The following is a 17,516-nucleotide window of genomic DNA, read 5'->3' on the forward strand; positions in this document are numbered from 1 at the left end:
ACTTCTTCTCCAGAACGACGTTGCGACCCTTGGGGCCGAGCGTGACCTTGACCGCATCGGCCAGCTGGTTCATGCCGCGCTCCAGGCCGCGCCGAGCCTCCTCGTCGAAGGCGATGATCTTCGGCATACGGGTGCTTCCTCCTGAGGCTCATGTCCGTGTGGAGGAGTGCTGGCCGCGCCGGCAGCGTCCGCGACGAAGTGGATGCTCCAGGCTGCGGCCAAGGCACCCTTCACGCCACTGGTTAGCACTCGACCCTACTGAGTGCTAACCCCTTGTATAGCCCCTGACGAGCACGAACGCAATGGGCCGCCGCGTCCCGGCTCGAGCGACTACCCTGCATGAGTGGAGGGATCCTCGGCCTCGCGGCGTCCTGGCACAGCGCCGCTGGAGCGGGTCGCCGCCCTGAACCGGTTCGAGGCCATCGACAGCGCAGGTCTGCTCGGCATCGAGTCGGAGGAGCCGTTCGACCGGCTCACCCGCCTGGCCGCGACGATTCTCGACGCCCCGGTCGCGTTCGTCACGCTGATCAACGGCACCCGCTGTTACTGGAAGTCCTACGCCGGCGCGGTCGCGAAGGCCCCGACGGGACGCCAGACCCCGCTCGAGGGCAGCCTCTTCCGCGAGATGATCAACACGGGGCAGCCAGTCGTGATGTCCGACGCGACCCGCGACAGCCGCGCTCAGGACGACTTCCTCGTCCGCACCGCCGGCCTCGTCGCCTGGGCTGCCTTCCCCGTCCACCATCCGAACGGCCAGATCGTCGGCGCCTTCGGCGCCGCCGACATCCGGCCGCGATCATGGACGCAGCGCGACCATGTCCTCCTGCAGACCCTGGCCCAGGCCGTCTCCGGTGAGATCTCCCTGAGATACACGGCCGCCACCGCGACCGCGCTCGCCCGCACCCTTCAGGAAAGCCTTCTTCCCCCGGAGATCCCCAGCCTCCCCGGGCTTCAGGTGTCGGCCCGCTACCGCCCCGCCGGCGAGGGAGCCGAGGTCCTCGGCGACTTCTACGACGTCTTCCACACCGGTCGAACCAGCCTCGGAATCGTCCTCGGCGACGTCGCGGGCAAAGGCGTCGAAGCCGCGAAAGTCACCGCCCTCGCGCACTACACCATCCGCGCCGCCGCCAGCCACACCCACGACCCGGCCGCCATCCTGAACCAGCTCAACACCGCCCTGCTCACCCAGCACCCAGACAGCGAACGGTTCCTCACCGCCGCCTATCTCGCCGTTCACGAAAACCGGCGAGGCCGCACCGTGACGGTCTGCTCCGCCGGCCACACCCCGGTTCTGCTCCGCCGCCGAGACCGCACCGTGACCACGGTCGGGGCGCACGGCCTCGTCCTCGGGGTCTTCGAGGATCCCGAGCTCACCACGACCCGGCTGCGAATCCGACCAGGCGACACCCTCCTGCTCTACACCGACGGCGTCACCGAGGCCCGCCGCGGCCACGACCAGTTCGGCGACGACCGCCTCCGCGCGCTCCTCACCACCACCGACGCCCCGAGCGCGGAGGCCCTCACCGCCACCATCGAGACCGCCGTCCTCGCGCACACGGGCGGCCCACCCCAGGACGACATCGCCATCCTCGCGATCCACCTTCCCACCCGCGCCTAGCCCAACTTCTGGAGCGATGTCCCCTGACGGCCGGGGCACCCACCGCGCGCCGGATGCCCAGCAGACCCAGGGCTCAGGTCAGGCCGGTGGCGGCGGCTGCCTCGGCCAACGTCGGCCAGCCGGCACCTCGCACATCTGATCGACAGCAGCAACATCAAGAAAAGAACTCAAAAATCGGCTCCTCCCTGGCCCTACCTCCCGCATGTCCGGTCACTTCGCCTCGGCCGCCGGGCGCGGCGTGACCGAGGGTGAGGGAGGGAGCCGTCGAGAGGCCCGGGATTCCGTCGAAGGCGTCGTCGTCCGGCTTGTCAATATCCGCTGACCAGCATCGGCGCGCGGCGCGGCTTTCACGAGTCCCGGTTCCCTCGCCCCGCCTCTTTACATCCCGTTACCGGTCCTCGAATGCCGTGGGGCCGTTCCCGTACGCCGGTCAACCCGATACGGAGAACTTCCTTCGACGTCTGGCACCATCGTGCTAACCTTCCCTCTGGAAGGAGCCGGGGCGCGAAACAAACGATTCATCATTTTCGCGCGAGCGGCGTTCCGTTCACATTCCCACACTGCGCGGAGGAACCATGAAGACGGTCAATGTTCTCGTTGTCGTCGACGTCGAGGGTGCGCTCGCCGGCTCGCTGGGCGACAATGTGTACCTCGTCGACACGAACAAGCACTTCGGCTCCAGCGGCGAGGGCCAGGAGGGGCTGAGCACCGCCTGTCGTGACGGGCAGCTTGTCGCCTGGAACGTCGTGCCCGTGTCGCCGTCGAACGACGTGGAGATCGCCGAGTTCACCGGCCAGATCATCAACGACGGCACCTGCGTGCCGAAGCTGGTCAGCACGCCGGACGGCGACTACTGGGAGGGCCGGGTCGAGGCCCGCGGAACGACCGGTTACCAGCAGTACTCGCTGGTTCTCACGATGGACGGCTCCCGCGCCACCTTCGACCCGTGGCTCCTTATCCAGGAGTAGGAACCCGGTTTTGTCGACCGGTGAACACCTGGTTTCAGCCACACCGTTCACAACCTGGTGCTCGCCGACCTGCCCCACGCGCTGTCGCCCCGTACGGCGAGGTGAAGCTCGACATGGCCAGTCGCCTGGTCCTCGGCGACTGACCCTGCAGCGCGGTTCGGCCTTGACCTTCTAGTCGGGTCGAAGGTTTACGGTGCCGGGCATGGCTTCCTACCGGATTTCGCAGCTGGCGGATCGCGTCGGTGTGCCCGCGAGCACGCTGCGGTTCTACGAGACCGCCGGGCTTCTGTCCGCGCGGCGGTCCGGGAACGGCTGCGCCCGCTGGTCGCCGCCCGGATCGCCGACGCCGACCGGCGGGCGGCCGAGCTGTCGGCGTTCTCCGCCCGCCTGGCCGCGTTCCACACCGAACTCGGGCTGGCGGCGCCCGCGGGTGGCTGCGGTCCGGACTGCGGCTGCCTGACCACGGCCGGCCCGTCAGACGCCGGCCCGGTGCCGCTGACGCTGTCCCCGGTCCGACCCGCCGCCGACGAGCAGGCGGGGCGTGACGCGCCGGTGGCCTGCACCCTGCACGGGGACGAGCAGGCCGAGTGCGCCGGCCAGTGGCGCGAGCTACTCGGGCAGGCGGTCAGCCGGGAGGAGATCGCCGACGGGCTGCGCCTGACGTTCCCGTCCGGACCCGGCCTCGCCGGACGGCTCGCCGCGCTTGCCGCGGCTGAGCAGGACTGCTGCGCGTTCTTCGCCTTCGGTTTTGAGCTCGCCGCTAACGCTCTGGTCCTGACCGTCCGCGCGCCCCAGAGCGCTGCCGTCCTGCTGGCCGACCTGTTCGCGGCGACGGCATGAGCTCCTCGACGGGCAGGTCTGGTCCGTGGTCGACGATCGGCGCCGCTGTTGCCGCGGTCGCGGCATGCGCCGTGTGCTGCGCTGGCCCGCTGCTCGCGGTCCTCGCCGCGGTCGCTGCCGCGGCGACGGTTGCCGCCGTCTGGATTCCCGCGCTGGCCGTGGTGGCGGTGGCCGCGTTCGCCCTGGCCGTCATGGTCCGCCGTCGCCGCCGTGCGGCCTGCCGAACCGATCCCGGACCGGTCGATCTGGGCATGCCCGCACCCTGCGAGCATCGGGACTCCGCACGCACGACCCCACGGTGAGCCGCACCGCACCGTGACCTGCCTCGGCGGTGCGATGCCGAGGAGCTGCGAGGATGGCGGGACATACCGGGTGGGCGGACGCGTGGAGGAGCCGGACGGTGCCCCACGACGCGGATGACCCGGCTGCGCGAGAGACCTTCGTCGGGTGGATGGATCGCCGTCAGGTCGCGGTGTACCTCGTCGCCCTGGCCGTCGGCGCGCTCGTCGGTCTCGCGGCCCCGGGACTCGGGCCGAGCCTCGAGGACGCGGTCAACCCGGTGTTGGGTGCGTTGCTGTACGTGACGTTCCTGCAGGTCCCCGCCGCCGAGCTGGTCGGTTCGCTGCGTGACAGACGATTCCTGACCGCCGCGCTCGTGGTGAACTTCGTCGTCGTGCCGGGCGTGGTCGCCGCGATGTTCAGCTTCCTGCCCGGCGACCAGGCCGTCCGCCTCGGCGTGCTGCTGGTCCTGCTGTGCCCCTGCGTCGACTGGGTCATCGTGTTCACCGGCCTCGCCGGCGGCAGCGGCCGCCGCCTGCTCGCCGCGACCCCGCTGCTGCTTGTCGTGCAGATGCTGGCCCTGCCGGTGTTCCTGTTCGTGTTCCTCGGCTCGGCACTCGCCCACGTCGTCGACATCGGACCGTTCGTCCAGGCGTTCCTCTTTCTGATCGTGGTCCCGCTGGCCCTGGCCTGGACCACCCAGGCCTGGGCCACCCGCCGACCCGCCGGACAGCAGGCGTCGGACGCGGTCAGCACGGCGATGGTCCCGCTGATGGCCGCCGTGCTCGTCGTCGTGGTCGCCTCGCAGCTCCCCAAACTGCACGGGCACCTCGGCGACGTCGCCGCCGTCGTCCCGTTCTACGTGCTGTTCCTGGCCGTCATGGCCTTCGCCGGACGGGCCGTGGCCCGGCTGTTCCGCCTCGACGTGCCCGGCGGGCGGGCGGTGCTGTTCACCGGCGCGGCCCGCAACTCCCTCGTCGTGCTCCCGCTCGCACTCGCCCTGCCCGACCGGTTCGCCGTCGCCGCCGTCGTCGTGGTGACCCAGACCCTCGTCGAAGTGCTCGGCATGGTCGCCTACGTGCGGCTCGCACCAAAGCTGCTCCCGCACGACGAACCCGCCGCCGCCTGACCCTCCGGCGACCGGAGATTTCCCGGTCAGGACCGCCTCACAGCCTTGACCTCCGAGTCGAGGTGAAGCCTTACCCCCGCCGCGGCAACGACATTCCAGGCCCGCTAGGTCGTGTGTGGAGTCGTGATCTTCGATGGTGTCGTCGCGGTGCCGGTGATGGCCGCGTTCTGGCATGATCGCGGCCACGCGTGTCGCATAATCTGGGCGAATCGGACACGCCGCGTCGAATTTGCGACACGGGGCCGCTGTCCCGCGCAGGTTCTTCCCACCCGTGGGAAGTCCGCCCGATATGCCGCTTACGGTAAACCGCCGACCCCGATGTCGATCATGACCGTTTCGGGGTGGCGGTCGCGGTGGGTGAGGGATCGGCCGGGGAGTGCGGGGCTGGGGGGAACATGTGTCCTTCTACCGGGTTCGGTGTCCGATTCATCCCCCGATAAGGACACAGGAGCACCCGCTCCCACGCACACCCAGGAAACCTGCCGAACCATCGGTGACCGCAGACCTCGCGGGAGCCCTGGAACTCGCGGGCAGACGTGACGCCCGAGCGGACATGACGTGGGCGAGCGTGGGGGCCTGGGGGAGGCGTTCTCGCGAAGCCGGCCCCGAAGATCACAACTACACACACGGCCTAGCCGACGGGCCTGTCCGAGGAGATCGACAACAGCCCTGGAGTCGTCAAGAACTCCTTCAGGGGGGCGAACTCGACCCGTCAGCGCGTCAGCCGCGGACCGGTCGTGGTGCTCACCTGTCCTGTTGTGCACATCGGCGTTTTATGGCCTCTTCCAGGGGCCGATACGGTCGATTTCATGGAATGGACCTTTCAGTCGGCCGAAGGTCTCGTGGCTGCCTTGCGCGCCGGTGACGTGACCTCGGCGGAACTGACCGACGATGCGATCACCCGCATCGAGCGGGACGACAGGGTGATCAACGCGATCTGCGTGCCGGACTTCGACCGCGCGCGGGCCGCCGCGCGCGATGCCGACACGGCGCGCACCCGCGGCGAGGATCGGCCGCTGCTCGGTGTTGTGGTGACGGTCAAGGAGTCCTACAACATCGCCGGGCTGCCCACGACCTGGGGCATGCCGCAGTACCGGGACTATGTGCCGGCCGAGGACGCGGTACAGGTGTCGCGGCTCCGCGCCGCGGGCGCGGTGGTGCTGGGCAAGACCAATGTGCCCTTGGGGCTGCAGGATATCCAGAGCTTCAACGAGATCTACGGCACCACCAACAACCCGTGGGATCACGCTCGCACGTCGGGCGGATCCTCCGGCGGATCGGCGGCGGCCCTGGCGGCTGGATTCGGCGCGCTGTCCGTTGGCTCCGACCTCGCCGGCTCGCTGCGCACCCCCGCGCATTTCTGCGGCGTCTACGCGCACAAGCCGACACTCGGACTGGCGGCGAACCGCGGCATGGTCCCGCCAACCATGCCGGCACTGCCGGTCGACCTCGACCTCGCCGTCGTCGGCCCGATGGCGCGCACCGCCCGCGACCTCACGCTCCTGCTCGACGTCATGGCAGGACCGGACCCGCTGACGCTCGGCAAGGCGCACGACGTGACGCTGCCGCCCGCCCGCCACGAGCGGCTCGGTGACTTCCGGGTCCTGGTCCTCGACGAGCATCCGCTCCTCCCGACCGGGTCCGCCGTGCGGGCGGGCGTGAACCGGGTGGCCGACGCGCTTGTCGAGGGCGGCGCCCGCGTCGAACGGCACACTGCGCTGCTGCCCGACCTGGCCGAAGCCGCGACGCTCTACACGCGGCTGCTGTTCTCGGGCTCCGTTGCGCGTTTTCCCGTCGACGCCTACGAGCGGCTGCGGACCCGTGCCGACGCACTGAGCGCGCACGACCAGAGTCTCGACGCGGCGCGGCTGCGCGGGATGGTGCTCAGCCACCGCGACTGGATCGAGGCGAACAACCGCCGGGAGCTCCACCGTCACGGGTGGCGGCAGCTCTTCGCCGAGTTCGACGCCGTGCTGTGCCCGATCACGCCGACTCCCGCGTTCCCGCACGACCACAACCCCGATCTGTTGGAACGCCGGATCGACATCGACGGCGTCGAGTACCCGTATTTCGACCAGCTCGTCTGGGCTGGTCTGGCCACCATGCCCGGCCTGCCCGCCACCGTCATACCGGCGGGCCTGTCCCCGGGCGGCCTGCCGGTGGGAGTGCAGCTCATCGGTCCGATGTTCGAGGACCGCACCCCGCTGCGGCTGGCCGAACTGCTCGAGCAGAGGATCGGCGGCTTCCGGGCACCGAGGTAGGGCGTACTACCGGGTGCCCGTCGAGGATGGCGACGCCCCCGAGTCACCATCCGCCGATGCGGCCACGTGATCGTGGGCGCGGCTGCGTTCAGCGCGGAATCACCCAGCTTGGTTCCCAGGTCCCGGCGGCGTGATGACCAGCCGTCGTGGCGGCGAGGTGGGCGCGGAGGGTGGCCAGCGCCGGGTGGGGGTTGTCGCGGTGCCAGAGGAGCGAGTGCGGGTAGACGGGCACCGGTTCGGTTACCGGGATGCGGCGCAGGCCGTGGCCGGCGGGCCAGACGAGGCGGGTGTGCTCGCCCATGAAGGTGGCCAGCGCCGGGGTGTCGGCGATGGTGTCGAGGAGCGCGTCGGAGCCGAAGTTGGGGCCGGTCGCCTCGATGGTGAGGCCGAACTCGGTGGCGAGGTCGTCGTAGTAGGCGGCCCACTCGCTGCCGGGGACGATGCCGGGCATCCAGATCCGATGCCCGGCAAGCGCAGCGATGGTCACCGACCGGGCGCCCGCCAGCGTATGCGCGGGGCCGGTGAGGAGCTGGAGCGGCTCGTCGAGCACCCGGATGGACTCGATGTCCTCGGGCAGGGGCCGGCCAGGCACGGCGACGGCGCGAAAGGACGCGTCGATCGCGCCGGACCGGATGGCGGCGACGGCCGTCTCGATGTCGAACAGCATCACCACGTCGAGTTCGATCTCGGGGTAGGCGCGGTGGAATCCGCGCATCAGGCCCGATGCCGCGACGCGTGAGGCGATCACATCGACGCGTAGCGGACGGCGACCGGGGCGTACGGCGGCGACCGCGCGCTCGGCGACGCGCAGCAGTTCGCCCGCGTGGGGCAGGAACGCCTGCCCGTCGATGGTGAGCTCAGCGCCGCGCGCGGTACGGGTGAACAGCCGTCCGCCGAGGGTGCGCTCCAGCGAGGCGATGCGCTTGGAGACAGCCTGCTGGGTGATCGACAGGTCGGCGGCGGCTTTCTGGAACTGGCCCGCTTCGGCGACGGCGACGAAGGTACGTACGGCTTCGAGATCCACGCCAACCCACCTTAGTGAACAACTGCTGGTTGTTGACTCCTGGCAGGGCAGTTGTTTGACCTGCTGTCCTTATGATCGCTTTGCTCTCACTGGTCAACGTCGGTTTGTTCAGATGGGACATCAAGGGGCGCGGTGAGCAGGGTGGGCAGGAGGCCGTTGGGTCGGCGGTTCGGCTGGCTGTGGGCGGCGTATGCGGTCAGCGCCTATGGGTCCGGGCTGGGGTTCGGGGCATTCCCACTGATCGCCGTGCTGGCGTTGCATGCCAGCCCCGCGCAGGTGTCCGCGCTGTCCGCGGTGGGACCCGCGGTGGGGGCGCTGATCGCGGTGCCACTCGCGCCGTGGGTGGAATTTCGGCGCAAGCGCCGGGTCATGATCACAATGGACCTGATCCGGTTCGCGGTCATGGCGACGGTCCCGCTCGCCTACGCCTTCGGTTGGCTCAGTTTCGTGCACCTGCTCGCGATCTCGTCCGTCGTCGCCGCAGCCAGGATCGCCTTCAATGCGGCCAGCGGCGCCTACCTCAAGGCCATTGTCCGGCCGGTTGACCTGCTCGTGGCCAACGCGCGGTTCGAGTCCACGAACTGGAGTTCCATCGCGATCGGACCGCCGCTGGGCGGGGCCGCGATCGGCCTGTTCGGTCCCGTCACCACCGTGGTCGCCGACGCGCTGAGCTACCTGTTCTCGGCGCTGGGCATCGCCGCGATCCGCGGCCGAGACCGAGAAGACGCGCCGCGAGCACCTGACAAAAGCCCCGTCCAGAGGCGCGCATTGCTTGACGGCTGGCGACACATCCTGGGCGATTCTGGTCTGCGGGCGCTCTACGTCAACAACCTGCTGGTCGGCGGTCTGATCATGGCCACCGAGCCGCTGCTGGCCGTGCTCCTTCTTCGCCAGCTCGGGTTCCCACCCTGGCAGTACGGCCTGGCCTTCGCCGCTCCCTGCGTCGGCGGACTCATCGGCTCCCGGCTGGCCCGCCGTGTCGTGGCCCGCTACGGCCAGCACGGGGTCTTCCGGGTGGTCGGCACCTTGCGCGCCCTCTGGCTGATCGGCCTGGCCTTCGTCCGGCCGGGCGTCGTCGGCCTCGTCACCGTCATAGCCGTCGAGCTGGCGATCATCATCAACATGAGCCTGTACACCCCGGTGCTCGCCACCTACCGGCTCGAACACACCCCGAAGCATCTCGTCGCCCGCACCCTGTCGGCCTGGTCCATCGGCCAGCAGGCGTCCATCGCCATCCTCACCGCGCTCGGCGGGCTGCTCGCCGACGTCACCAGCCCACGCACCGCTCTCACCGTCGCGGGTCTGCTCATCCTGACCACCCCGCTCCTGCTTCCCCGGGACGACCAGACATCGCAGCTCGAGCCAAGCTGGCCCGTAGCCGCTCATCACACATCACAGTGCGTCCCTGATGACCATGTCGGTGAAGGCCAGCGCCTCGGCCCGTCGGCTGAACGGGTCGCGGTAGAGGGACCGCTGGTGATCGCCACGCCGGATGCGTAGGCATTCGTCGAGGATGCGATGCCACCGCGGCTCGAAGGTGGCCCGCGCGTGTTCTCCGGCCGCCGTCTTGGAGATGATCTTTCCGGTGATGAGTGTGTGGTGCAGGCGGCTGACGCCGAGCACGCACCAGGCCGGGCCCTGCGAGGTGAGGCAGGCCAGGCCGGCGGGCGTGGGTAGGCGGGCGCTTCGCTGCCACCACTGCCGCCAGTAGCCGTCGAGGTTGCCGCGCGCCCAGTGGGCGAGTCCGGCCGGGTCGGTCGCGATATCGATCTCGGCCGGCTCGGGGCCGCGGACCGCGGCACCGTGGCGGGCAAGGCTGTGCCAGGTGACCGGGTGGCGTTGGTGGTCGCAGCGCGGATGCAGTCGTCGGCCATGGGCGTGCGATCCCGGAGATGCCTGTCCGGGATCGCGGGCGAGGTCGAGCCACGTGGTGTAGATCCCATCGAGGAGCAGCCGGCGGGACAGCCGGCCGTGGACGCGGCCCAGCGCTGCGACCTGGCTGTCGGCCGGGGGCATGGCGGTGACCGCGACAAAATCGATGTCGCTCGTCCCAGGACGGAAATCGCCCAGGGCTGCCGACCCGATCACGTAGAAGCCTTCCACGAGACCGGGAATCACGGCGTCGACCGACCGCAGGTAGACGTCCACGGCATCACGTACCGCCGCAGGAATGGTCATGAGCCCAGATTGTCTGCCCGTGCCGAGACGTCCCTCGAAGAGGATCCACGCCCCGGTCGCCGCCGCTGGCCTCGTACCTTCGCCCAGGTCTCGGCCCGCCACGCGTCGACCTCGTTACGGGTCGACGATCGCCGTCAGCGCCGCGATGAAGGGGGCCGGGTCGAGGTCGCCGCGTACAGCGAGTTGCTGGCTGTAGCCACCGCAGAGCGCCACGAAGGCTTCGGCGATCTGGTCGGCGCGCGGTCGCTGGGTGTTGGGGACGAGGGCGGCGATCACGTTGCGGAGGTCTTCGAGCTGTTTGTCGACGAGGGCGGCGAGCGCAGGGGAGACGGCGGCCTCGGCGTAGATCTGGGCGACCAGTCGGGCGTGCCCCTGCTCCCTTGCCATGGCGCGGATGTGCTGCACGAAGTCGTGGATGGAGTCGGCGGTGAGGTCGGCTGGGGCACCCTGGCCTGTCTGCTCGCAGATGGCCGCGACGATCTCGTCCTTCCCCTTGAAGTAGCGGTAGATCGCCCCGATGGAGAGCCCGGAGGCCTCGGCGACATCGGGCATGGAGGTCCCGGCGAAGCCGTGGGTGGCGAAGCGGGCGCGCGCGGCGTCGATGATCTGCTGGCGTCGCGCGTCGAGATGGTCCTGACTCACCCGGGGCATAGAGAACGACCATTCGTTTTAGTTGGTACAGTCCCCGACTGTACCAACGGCCCGCGCCCACAGGAGAGCTTCGTGCGCTACCAGGCATTCGGAAGGCACACCGGCCTACGGGTCTCGGAGTATGTGCTCGGTACAGCCAACTTCGGCTCGGCCGCCACCGCGGCCGGCCTGGAGGGATCCAGGGCGATCTTCGAGATGTTCGTCGCCGCTGGCGGCACCACCTTCGATGCCTCGAACATCTATCAGAACGGCGAGGCGGAGACCGTCCTGGGTGAGCTCCTGGGCCGCGAGCGTGACGACTTCGTCGTGATCACCAAGTACAGCGGAAGCAGGCAGACCGACATCCCGCCCGGCACCACCGGCAACAGCCGCAAGATCATGATTCGGTCGCTGGAGGAGAGCCTGCGGCGGCTGAAGACCGACTACGTGGACGTCTTCATGCCGCACTTCCCCGATGGCGTCACCCCGATGGCGGAGATCCTGGCCGGTCTCCAGGACCTGATCCAGACCGGCAAGATCCGCTATGGCGGACTGTCGAACTTCCCGGCCTGGCGAATCGCGGGGGCGGTGACCAGGGCTGAACTGAGCGGGCATACACCGCTGGTCGGCATCCAGACCGAGTACAGCCTCGCCGAACGCTCCGCTGAACGTGAGCTCCTCCCGATGGCCCAGGCCCACGGCCTGGGCGTCGTCCTGTACTCCCCGCTCGCGGGAGGGTTCCTGACCGGGAAGTACCGTCAGGGCGAGCCCGGCCGCCTCACCGTCAGGGATGTCGACAGCGAGGACCCGCGGCGCGCAGCTGTCCTCGACGCCGTCCTCGCCATCGCCCGGGAGGACCAGACAGGGCCGGTCCAGGTCTCGCTTGCCTGGCTGCGCCATCGCGCCGCCCGCGCCCTGACCCCGATGATCCCCATCGTGGGTCCCCGCACCCCGGCCCACCTGCGGGGCTACCTCGAGGCCCTCGGTGTTGAGCTCAGCACAAAGCAGTACCAGCTCCTGGACGAGGTCAGCGCGATCCGGCTGGGCACCCCCCACGACGATGTCGCGACAGCACTGGCTCACGGCATCGACGGCGACCGCAACCTCCTTGACGATCCGCGCATGACCGTGGCCTGACACGGACCTCACCGCGCCAACCCGGCCGAACCGGCGTGCCCATCACGTCACTCAGGGGCGCAACCCCGGCGCACGCAGGATCCAGTGAGTAAAGCCAACCCAAACCGGGATACACAGCCCTCAACCGTGCTTTTAACCGGCACCGCTGCCAAGCTGCCACATTTCATGGTTCCCACATTCTGCCGTGATCTCGGCCGTCGCCTGAGCCGCGGCGAAGAAGTCGTCGACCACCGGCGAGGTACGCGATGCCGCCATCGCGAGGCACACCTGGTCGGGCGCCAGATCCGGGATGGGCACGTAGCTGATGTCCGGATGTGAGTAGAACACGGCCGCCGAACGAGCCAGGAACGAGATGCCCCGGCCGGCCGCGACATGCTCGAGCGTCTCGTCCACCCCGCGCACCAGGTACCCGGCGTTGGGGTGCGGGCGCCTGGTGGGCTGCGTGCTCGTGTCGCCATGCCAGACCAGCGGCTCGCCGGCCAGGTCGGCCTCGGTGACCTCCTCCTTGCGGGCCAACCGGTGGCCGGCAGGGAGCACCGCCACCCGCGGCTCGGTGTACAGCGGGGTGACGCGCAGGCCGGTCTCGTCGATGGGCAGCCGTACATAGCCGACGTCGATGCGGCCGTCGAGCAGCATCGTGGCCTGGTCGTCCCCTTCGATCCGCTGCACGTCCACGACCACGTCCGGGTGCCGGGCCTCGAAGGCCCGCGCCGCGGGGATGACCGGGATGCCGGCCCGGAAGCCGACCATCAGCCGCTGGCTGCCGCGTGCGGCCACGGTCACCCGGCGGCGGACCGCGTGCGCGGAGGCCAGCAGCGGGCCGGCGTCGGTCAGCAACTGCCCCCCGGCGTCGGTCAGCGCCACGCCGTGGCTGTCCCTGGTGAACAGCGCAGTGCCGAGATCCTGTTCCAGCGCACGGATCTGCCGACTGAGCACCGGCTGCGCGATGTGCAGCTCATCGGCGGCACGGCCGAAGTGCAACGTGTCGGCGAGGGCGACGAAGTAGCGCACCTTGCGCAGATCCAGATCCAGATCCATGGAGCCTCCCGGTCCGGCGATGCCTTCAGGGTATCGCAACGGCTGAAAGAGGTCTTGGACACCCATTCGGGCCAGTGGCACCGTGGAATTGAGCGCGGCTCCCTGCGTCATTCAAGGGCGTCGACGAGACCACCGTCAACAACAACGGTGTGGGCGTCGTGTTCTGTCCAGCCATCCCGGGATGCGGGACCTTTTTCGAATACCCATCAATTCAACGGAGTGATCGTGGGAAAGCTCGATGGCAAGGTAGCGGTGATCACCGGCGGATCCACCGGCATGGCACTGGCCGGCGCCAGACTGTTCGTCGAGGAAGGAGCGCACGTCTTCATCCAGGCCCGGCGGCAGGAAGCACTGGACGACGCCGTCAGGCTGATCGGCCGCAACGTCACCGCCGTCCAGGGTGACGCGGCCGAACTGGACGACCTGGACCGCTTGTACGACACCGTCAAGCGGGAAAAGGGCTCGATCGACGTGCTGTGGGCCAGCGCCGGGATGGGCGAACCCGCCGCGCTCGGCGAGATCACCGAGGATCAGTTCCACCGCGCCTTCTGGCTCAACGCGCGCGGCACCCTGTTCACCGTGCAGAAGGCACTGCCGCTGATCAACGACAACGGCTCGATCTTCATGACCGGATCCAACGCCTCCCTCGGCGCCTTCCCCGGCTGGAGCCTCTACGCGGGAAGCAAAGCCGTCCAGCAGGCCTGGGCCCGCGTCTGGCTCAACGAACTGCGCGACCGCAGGATCCGGGTCAACGTCCTGACCCCCGGCCAGGTCGCCACCGCCAAACAAGAAGAGCTGTTCGACGAGGCAACCAGGACCGCATTCGAGTCCCTCATCCCCCGCCGAAAGATGGGCCGCCCCGAAGAAATCGCCACCGTCGCCCTGTTCCTCGCCTCCGACGACTCCAGCTACGTCAACGGCCTGGAACTGGTCACCGACGGCGGCACCACCGCCATCTGAACAATCCGGCACGAACGAGACAGGGCGACACCTCGAGAACAGGAAGAGAGCCACCTCATGAGCAGCATCACCCTCATCGGTACGGGGAACATGGCCCGTACCATCGGCGCGCTCGCGGTGGCGGGCGGCAACACCGTCGAGGTCATGGGACGCGATCAGTCCAAGGCCGATGACCTGGCCAAGGCTCTGGGCGGCGGCGCGACGACGGGCAGGTGGGGCGCCGTCCCGGCCGGGGACATCGTCATCACGGCCCTGTTGTACGACGGTGTCGTTCCGGTCGTCACCGAGTACGGAGACGCCCTCGCCGGCAAGGTCATCGTCGACATCAGCAACCCCTTCAACGCCACGTTCGACGGACTGGCCCACAGCAAGCAGACCTCGATCGCGCAGGAGGTCGCCACGGTGGCCCCGGCCAGCGCCAGCGTGGTGAAGGCATTCAACACCATCTTTCGTGATGTCCTGGAGAAGGGCCGGCCCAACGTCTTCATCGCTGGCGACAGTGCGCAGGCCAAGGCGGGCGTGGCGGCATTCGTCGAAAGCCTCGGGCTGCGCCCGCTGGACGTCGGCGGCCTGAAAATGGCGCACTGGCTGGAAGGAGTGGGCGTGGTCACGGTGGGCCTCGCCGGCAACGGGGTTGGCCACTGGAACTTCGCCCTCGGCGTCCACGAGTTTGCCGGCTGAGCCCGCGGGGCCGAGCAGTCAAGGTTTCGTCGGCTACCCCGGAGACGGCGCGAACCTGTGGAACGCCGTGCACGTCCGCGATGTCGCCTCCTTGTTCCGCCTGGCGCTGGAGAAGGGACCGGCTGGCAAATACTGGCACGCGGTTGGGGACGGGGGCATCCCGTTCCGCGAAATCGCCGAGGCCATGGGAAGCCGTCTGGGCCTGCCCGTCGTGAGCGTTCCCGCGGACGTACTGATGGTGCCGGGATACTTTGGGTTCCTCGCGAACATCGTCACGCAGAGCTACCCGGCGTCCAACCTCATCACCCGCCGGACCCTCGGCTGGGAGCCGGCTCAGCCCGGCCTGCTCGCCGATCTGGACAACGGCCACTACTTCTCCGCCAGCTGATGGCAGGGATCCGAATCGCATCGAATCCGGCAGACGGCAAGGGTTCGACTCTTCTGGAGGAATGCTGAGAATATGACGACTGTGGGATTCATCGGAAGCGGCGCCCTCGGCAGCGCCATCGCGCGGCTCGCCGTCGACGCCGGGCACCAGGTCGTGCTCAGCAACTCGCGCGGTCCCGAAACGCTCGCGGACACGGCCGCGGAACTGGGGCCGCGGGCGTCCGCGGCGACGAGCGGGGAGGCCGCGGCGGGCGGTGACATCGTCGTGGTCACGGTGCCGGTCAAGGCCTTCCCCTACGTGCCCGCCGCGCCACTGGCAGGGAAGACGGTCATCGACACGTGCAACTACGGCCCCGAACGTGACGGGCACATCCCCGAGCTCGACAGCAAGTCGCTCACCTCGAGCGAGCTGCTGCTCCGGTACATCCCGGACGCCATGCTCGTGAAAGCGTTCAACAACATCTTCTTCAAGCACCTGCTGTCACTCGCCCGACCGGCGGGGGCGGCCGACCGCTCGTACCTGCCGATCGCCGGGGACTCCGCGACGGCGAAGGCGGCGGTGACCGAATTCATCGAGTCCCTGGGGTACAGCGTGGTGGACGCGGGAGCACTGGCCGACAGCTGGCGGCAGGCGACGGGCACGCCGGTGTGGGGGACCCCGTACGGGCCGTTCTCGAACGAGAAGGGCCAGCCGGTCGGCGAGGACGCCATCCGCGTGGCACTGGCCACCGCAACGCGGTAACCGCAAGGTGGCGCGACCGTGCTACTGCCCGTCCGACGGGTGAAGAAGGGGGCGACCGCCGCAGGTGCAGGGACACCGCCACCGCGCCCGGGACTCACCTGTCAGCAGTCACGGTCACGAGTCCATGCTTGCGAGCCCGAGGAGGGGTCGCAGTTCGTCGATCAAAGTGTCGATGTCGGCCTCGCGGGCGACGGCCCGGTCGATCGCGGCGGCCACCGAGGGGCGTGCGGCGGTCGTGACGTTCGTCACGCCAGGCGACGCCGGGCGCGCCACGGCCGGGACGTCGATAGAAGTAGTGGCAGGTCGCCAGCAGACCGGTGACCGCCTCCACCGTCTCGTCGGCGGGTTCGACGACGGTGAGGCCGCGGCGGCTGACCTGGGGATTGCGCACGGTCATGGACGTCGCCGCGCCGGCGTAGGGGTCCCGCCAGCCGTAGTGGAGCGTGCCGACGCCGGTCTGCAGCGCGGCGCCCATGCACAGGCAGCAGGGTTCGACGTTGGTGACGAGGGTGTGGTCCCCGAACGAGACGCCGCGGCAGGGGAGCTGCGCGAGCGCGTTGATCTCCGCGTGCGCGATCCTCGAGTTGCTGAGCTGGCCGGGCACGGCGAGGTCCTCATGCCGGGTGCTGCGCCCTCGCCCGACCGTGACGCCGTCACCGTCGAGCACGACCGCGCCGACCGGCAGGCTCCCCGCGCGATAGGCATCCCAGGCCAGGGCCATCACCAGCCGCCACACGGACTCCATCGTGTCAGGATCGCATCACCGTCCGCACTCTCGTGGCGTTTTGGGGGCGGCCGGCCGGCCACGCGCCGGCGCCGGCGGGCGATAGTGTACGGATCGTGCTCGACTGGGATCACAACGCCTACTACCACCGGCTGCTGCTGCGCCAGCTGCCGCGGCCGTGCCGGCGGGTCCTCGACGTCGGCGCCGGGGCGGGTGCGTTCGCGACCGTACTCGCCGAGCAGGTCGGGCAGGTCGACGCCGTCGACCGGTCCCCGGTGATGATCGAGCAGGCCAGGCGCACCACTGCACCGACCGTGCGCTGTGTGCTCGCGGACGTGCTGGTCGACCCGCTGCCAGGCAAGGAGTACGACGCGATCGTCTCGATCAGCGCCCTGCACCACATGCCGCTGCGAGACGTGCTTCCCCCGCTCGCGGCGGCGCTGCGGCCCGGGGGTGTCCTCGCCGCCGTCGTGCTGCCGCGCAGGGACCTGCGCCGGGAGCTGCCCGTGGAGCTCGCCGCGGCGGTCGCGCATCGGGTGCTGGGCGTGGTGTTCCTCGTGCGAAGGCGGCGGGGACGTACCGGCGGGTTCCCGAAGCAGCATCACGCGCGCACGGGTATGCCCGTGGTGATGGATCCGCCGCTGACCACCCGGGAGGCCGCCCGTGAGGCGGCCGCCGTCCTGCCCGGCGCGCGGGTGCGACGGCTGCTGTTCTGGCGCTACCTGCTCGTCTGGCACAAACCACTCGCCCCGCAGAGCTGAGCTGGCACCTCCCTCGTCGGCGTCGCCACCTACGCGGTGCTCGCGCTGAGCGCCCCCGGCACCATCGCCCCCCACGGTCCGGAGTCTTCTCCCTGGCCGCCCTCGCGCGGACGACAGCGGGACCACGCTCCCATCGAGTGCACACAGTGATGAGGCTTC

Annotated in this window: 19 protein-coding genes; 14 read left to right on the plus strand and 5 right to left on the minus strand. The window is 69.7% G+C overall.

Features of this window, described 5'->3' with window-relative positions:
• Positions 1-343 precede the first annotated feature (343 nt).
• The 7 genes from AC6EXY_RS19860 to AC6EXY_RS19890 all read left to right on the plus strand — a co-directional run bounded on the left by AC6EXY_RS19860 (position 344) and on the right by AC6EXY_RS19890 (position 7,095).
• Positions 344-1,618 (plus strand): GAF domain-containing SpoIIE family protein phosphatase, encoded by a 1,275-nt coding sequence (locus AC6EXY_RS19860; protein WP_499818038.1) that lies wholly within the window; start codon positions 344-346, stop codon positions 1,616-1,618.
• A gap of 575 nt (positions 1,619-2,193) precedes the next feature.
• Positions 2,194-2,586, plus strand: a complete 393-nt coding sequence (makC, locus tag AC6EXY_RS19865) for an alpha-pore-forming tripartite toxin MakABE regulator (RefSeq protein ID WP_101836357.1) — start codon at positions 2,194-2,196, stop codon at positions 2,584-2,586.
• A 202-nt stretch (positions 2,587-2,788) separates the two neighbouring features.
• The gene (locus tag AC6EXY_RS19870; protein ID WP_243408166.1) at positions 2,789-3,046 is read left to right on the plus strand and encodes a MerR family transcriptional regulator; all 258 of its coding nucleotides are present in this window, start codon (positions 2,789-2,791) and stop codon (positions 3,044-3,046) included.
• Between the two features lie 29 nt (positions 3,047-3,075).
• Positions 3,076-3,426 (plus strand): hypothetical protein, encoded by a 351-nt coding sequence (locus AC6EXY_RS19875; protein WP_243408167.1) that lies wholly within the window; start codon positions 3,076-3,078, stop codon positions 3,424-3,426.
• A complete protein-coding gene (locus AC6EXY_RS19880; RefSeq protein ID WP_207770602.1) occupies positions 3,423-3,728 on the plus strand; it encodes a hypothetical protein in 306 nt (101 codons plus the stop codon). The genes AC6EXY_RS19875 and AC6EXY_RS19880 overlap by 4 nt, the downstream gene beginning before the upstream one ends.
• A gap of 98 nt (positions 3,729-3,826) precedes the next feature.
• Positions 3,827-4,834 carry an arsenic resistance protein gene (locus tag AC6EXY_RS19885; protein ID WP_243408168.1) on the plus strand — a complete coding sequence of 336 codons (1,008 nt, stop codon included), beginning with the start codon at positions 3,827-3,829 and terminating at the stop codon, positions 4,832-4,834.
• A gap of 737 nt (positions 4,835-5,571) precedes the next feature.
• Positions 5,572-7,095, plus strand: a complete 1,524-nt coding sequence (locus AC6EXY_RS19890) for an amidase (RefSeq protein WP_243408169.1) — start codon at positions 5,572-5,574, stop codon at positions 7,093-7,095.
• Positions 7,096-7,183: 88 nt separating this feature from the next.
• Here the strand turns inward: AC6EXY_RS19890 and AC6EXY_RS19895 are convergent, their stop codons facing one another.
• Positions 7,184-8,119 (minus strand): LysR family transcriptional regulator, encoded by a 936-nt coding sequence (locus AC6EXY_RS19895; protein WP_499818037.1) that lies wholly within the window; start codon positions 8,117-8,119, stop codon positions 7,184-7,186.
• A gap of 156 nt (positions 8,120-8,275) precedes the next feature.
• Here AC6EXY_RS19895 and AC6EXY_RS19900 point away from each other — a divergent pair, with 156 nt between their 5' ends.
• Entirely contained in the window at positions 8,276-9,619 is a 1,344-nt protein-coding gene (locus AC6EXY_RS19900; RefSeq protein WP_499818036.1) for an MFS transporter, read from the plus strand.
• Here AC6EXY_RS19900 and AC6EXY_RS19905 read toward each other — a convergent pair.
• On the minus strand, positions 9,512-10,297 hold the full coding sequence (locus AC6EXY_RS19905) for an aminoglycoside adenylyltransferase domain-containing protein (RefSeq protein ID WP_101836362.1): 786 nt from the start codon (positions 10,295-10,297) through the stop codon (positions 9,512-9,514). The two genes, AC6EXY_RS19900 and AC6EXY_RS19905, sit on opposite strands and share 108 nt — an antisense overlap.
• Positions 10,298-10,411: 114 nt before the next feature.
• A complete protein-coding gene (locus AC6EXY_RS19910) occupies positions 10,412-10,948 on the minus strand; it encodes a TetR/AcrR family transcriptional regulator (protein ID WP_101836363.1) in 537 nt (178 codons plus the stop codon).
• A gap of 72 nt (positions 10,949-11,020) precedes the next feature.
• Between AC6EXY_RS19910 and AC6EXY_RS19915 the strand changes: the two genes are divergently transcribed.
• Positions 11,021-12,064, plus strand: coding sequence for an aldo/keto reductase (locus AC6EXY_RS19915; protein WP_499818035.1), 1,044 nt, complete (start codon positions 11,021-11,023; stop codon positions 12,062-12,064).
• A 132-nt stretch (positions 12,065-12,196) separates the two neighbouring features.
• Here AC6EXY_RS19915 and AC6EXY_RS19920 read toward each other — a convergent pair whose 3' ends face one another.
• Positions 12,197-13,102 carry a LysR family transcriptional regulator gene (locus AC6EXY_RS19920; protein WP_499818034.1) on the minus strand — a complete coding sequence of 302 codons (906 nt, stop codon included), beginning with the start codon at positions 13,100-13,102 and terminating at the stop codon, positions 12,197-12,199.
• 147 nt (positions 13,103-13,249) lie between these two features.
• On the opposite strand from AC6EXY_RS19920, the gene AC6EXY_RS19925 reads away from it, so the two are divergent.
• The 4 genes from AC6EXY_RS19925 (at position 13,250) to AC6EXY_RS19940 (ending at position 15,872) form a co-directional block, all read left to right on the plus strand.
• Positions 13,250-14,062 carry an SDR family NAD(P)-dependent oxidoreductase gene (locus AC6EXY_RS19925; protein ID WP_499818033.1) on the plus strand — a complete coding sequence of 271 codons (813 nt, stop codon included), beginning with the start codon at positions 13,250-13,252 and terminating at the stop codon, positions 14,060-14,062.
• Between the two features lie 57 nt (positions 14,063-14,119).
• On the plus strand, positions 14,120-14,743 hold the full coding sequence (locus tag AC6EXY_RS19930; protein ID WP_499818032.1) for an NADPH-dependent F420 reductase: 624 nt from the start codon (positions 14,120-14,122) through the stop codon (positions 14,741-14,743).
• Positions 14,733-15,131 carry a Rossmann-fold NAD(P)-binding domain-containing protein gene (locus AC6EXY_RS19935; RefSeq protein ID WP_499818031.1) on the plus strand — a complete coding sequence of 133 codons (399 nt, stop codon included), beginning with the start codon at positions 14,733-14,735 and terminating at the stop codon, positions 15,129-15,131. The genes AC6EXY_RS19930 and AC6EXY_RS19935 overlap by 11 nt, the downstream gene beginning before the upstream one ends.
• 72 nt (positions 15,132-15,203) lie before the next feature.
• Positions 15,204-15,872, plus strand: coding sequence for an NADPH-dependent F420 reductase (locus AC6EXY_RS19940; protein WP_499818030.1), 669 nt, complete (start codon positions 15,204-15,206; stop codon positions 15,870-15,872).
• Between the two features lie 94 nt (positions 15,873-15,966).
• Here the strand turns inward: AC6EXY_RS19940 and AC6EXY_RS19945 are convergent, their stop codons facing one another.
• The gene (locus AC6EXY_RS19945; protein WP_499818029.1) at positions 15,967-16,617 is read right to left on the minus strand and encodes a nucleoside deaminase; all 651 of its coding nucleotides are present in this window, start codon (positions 16,615-16,617) and stop codon (positions 15,967-15,969) included.
• Positions 16,618-16,712: 95 nt separating this feature from the next.
• Between AC6EXY_RS19945 and AC6EXY_RS19950 the strand changes: the two genes are divergently transcribed.
• The gene (locus AC6EXY_RS19950; protein ID WP_499818028.1) at positions 16,713-17,357 is read left to right on the plus strand and encodes a class I SAM-dependent methyltransferase; all 645 of its coding nucleotides are present in this window, start codon (positions 16,713-16,715) and stop codon (positions 17,355-17,357) included.
• The last annotated feature ends 159 nt before the right edge of the window (positions 17,358-17,516 follow it).

Source organism: Frankia sp. RB5 (assembly GCF_059816245.1).

What these genes read in the sequence shown, in the direction of transcription:
- makC (WP_101836357.1), top strand. Translation starts at nt 2,194, where the DNA reads ATGAAGACGGTCAATGTTCTCGTTGTCGTCGACGTCGAGGGTGCGCTC.
- AC6EXY_RS19870 (WP_243408166.1), top strand. Translation starts at nt 2,789, where the DNA reads ATGGCTTCCTACCGGATTTCGCAGCTGGCGGATCGCGTCGGTGTGCCC.
- AC6EXY_RS19880 (WP_207770602.1), top strand. Translation starts at nt 3,423, where the DNA reads ATGAGCTCCTCGACGGGCAGGTCTGGTCCGTGGTCGACGATCGGCGCC.
- AC6EXY_RS19905 (WP_101836362.1), bottom strand. Translation starts at nt 10,297, where the DNA reads ATGACCATTCCTGCGGCGGTACGTGATGCCGTGGACGTCTACCTGCGG.
- AC6EXY_RS19910 (WP_101836363.1), bottom strand. Translation starts at nt 10,948, where the DNA reads ATGCCCCGGGTGAGTCAGGACCATCTCGACGCGCGACGCCAGCAGATC.
- AC6EXY_RS19920 (WP_499818034.1), bottom strand. Translation starts at nt 13,102, where the DNA reads ATGGATCTGGATCTGGATCTGCGCAAGGTGCGCTACTTCGTCGCCCTC.
- AC6EXY_RS19930 (WP_499818032.1), top strand. Translation starts at nt 14,120, where the DNA reads ATGAGCAGCATCACCCTCATCGGTACGGGGAACATGGCCCGTACCATC.
- AC6EXY_RS19940 (WP_499818030.1), top strand. Translation starts at nt 15,204, where the DNA reads ATGACGACTGTGGGATTCATCGGAAGCGGCGCCCTCGGCAGCGCCATC.
- AC6EXY_RS19945 (WP_499818029.1), bottom strand. Translation starts at nt 16,617, where the DNA reads ATGGAGTCCGTGTGGCGGCTGGTGATGGCCCTGGCCTGGGATGCCTAT.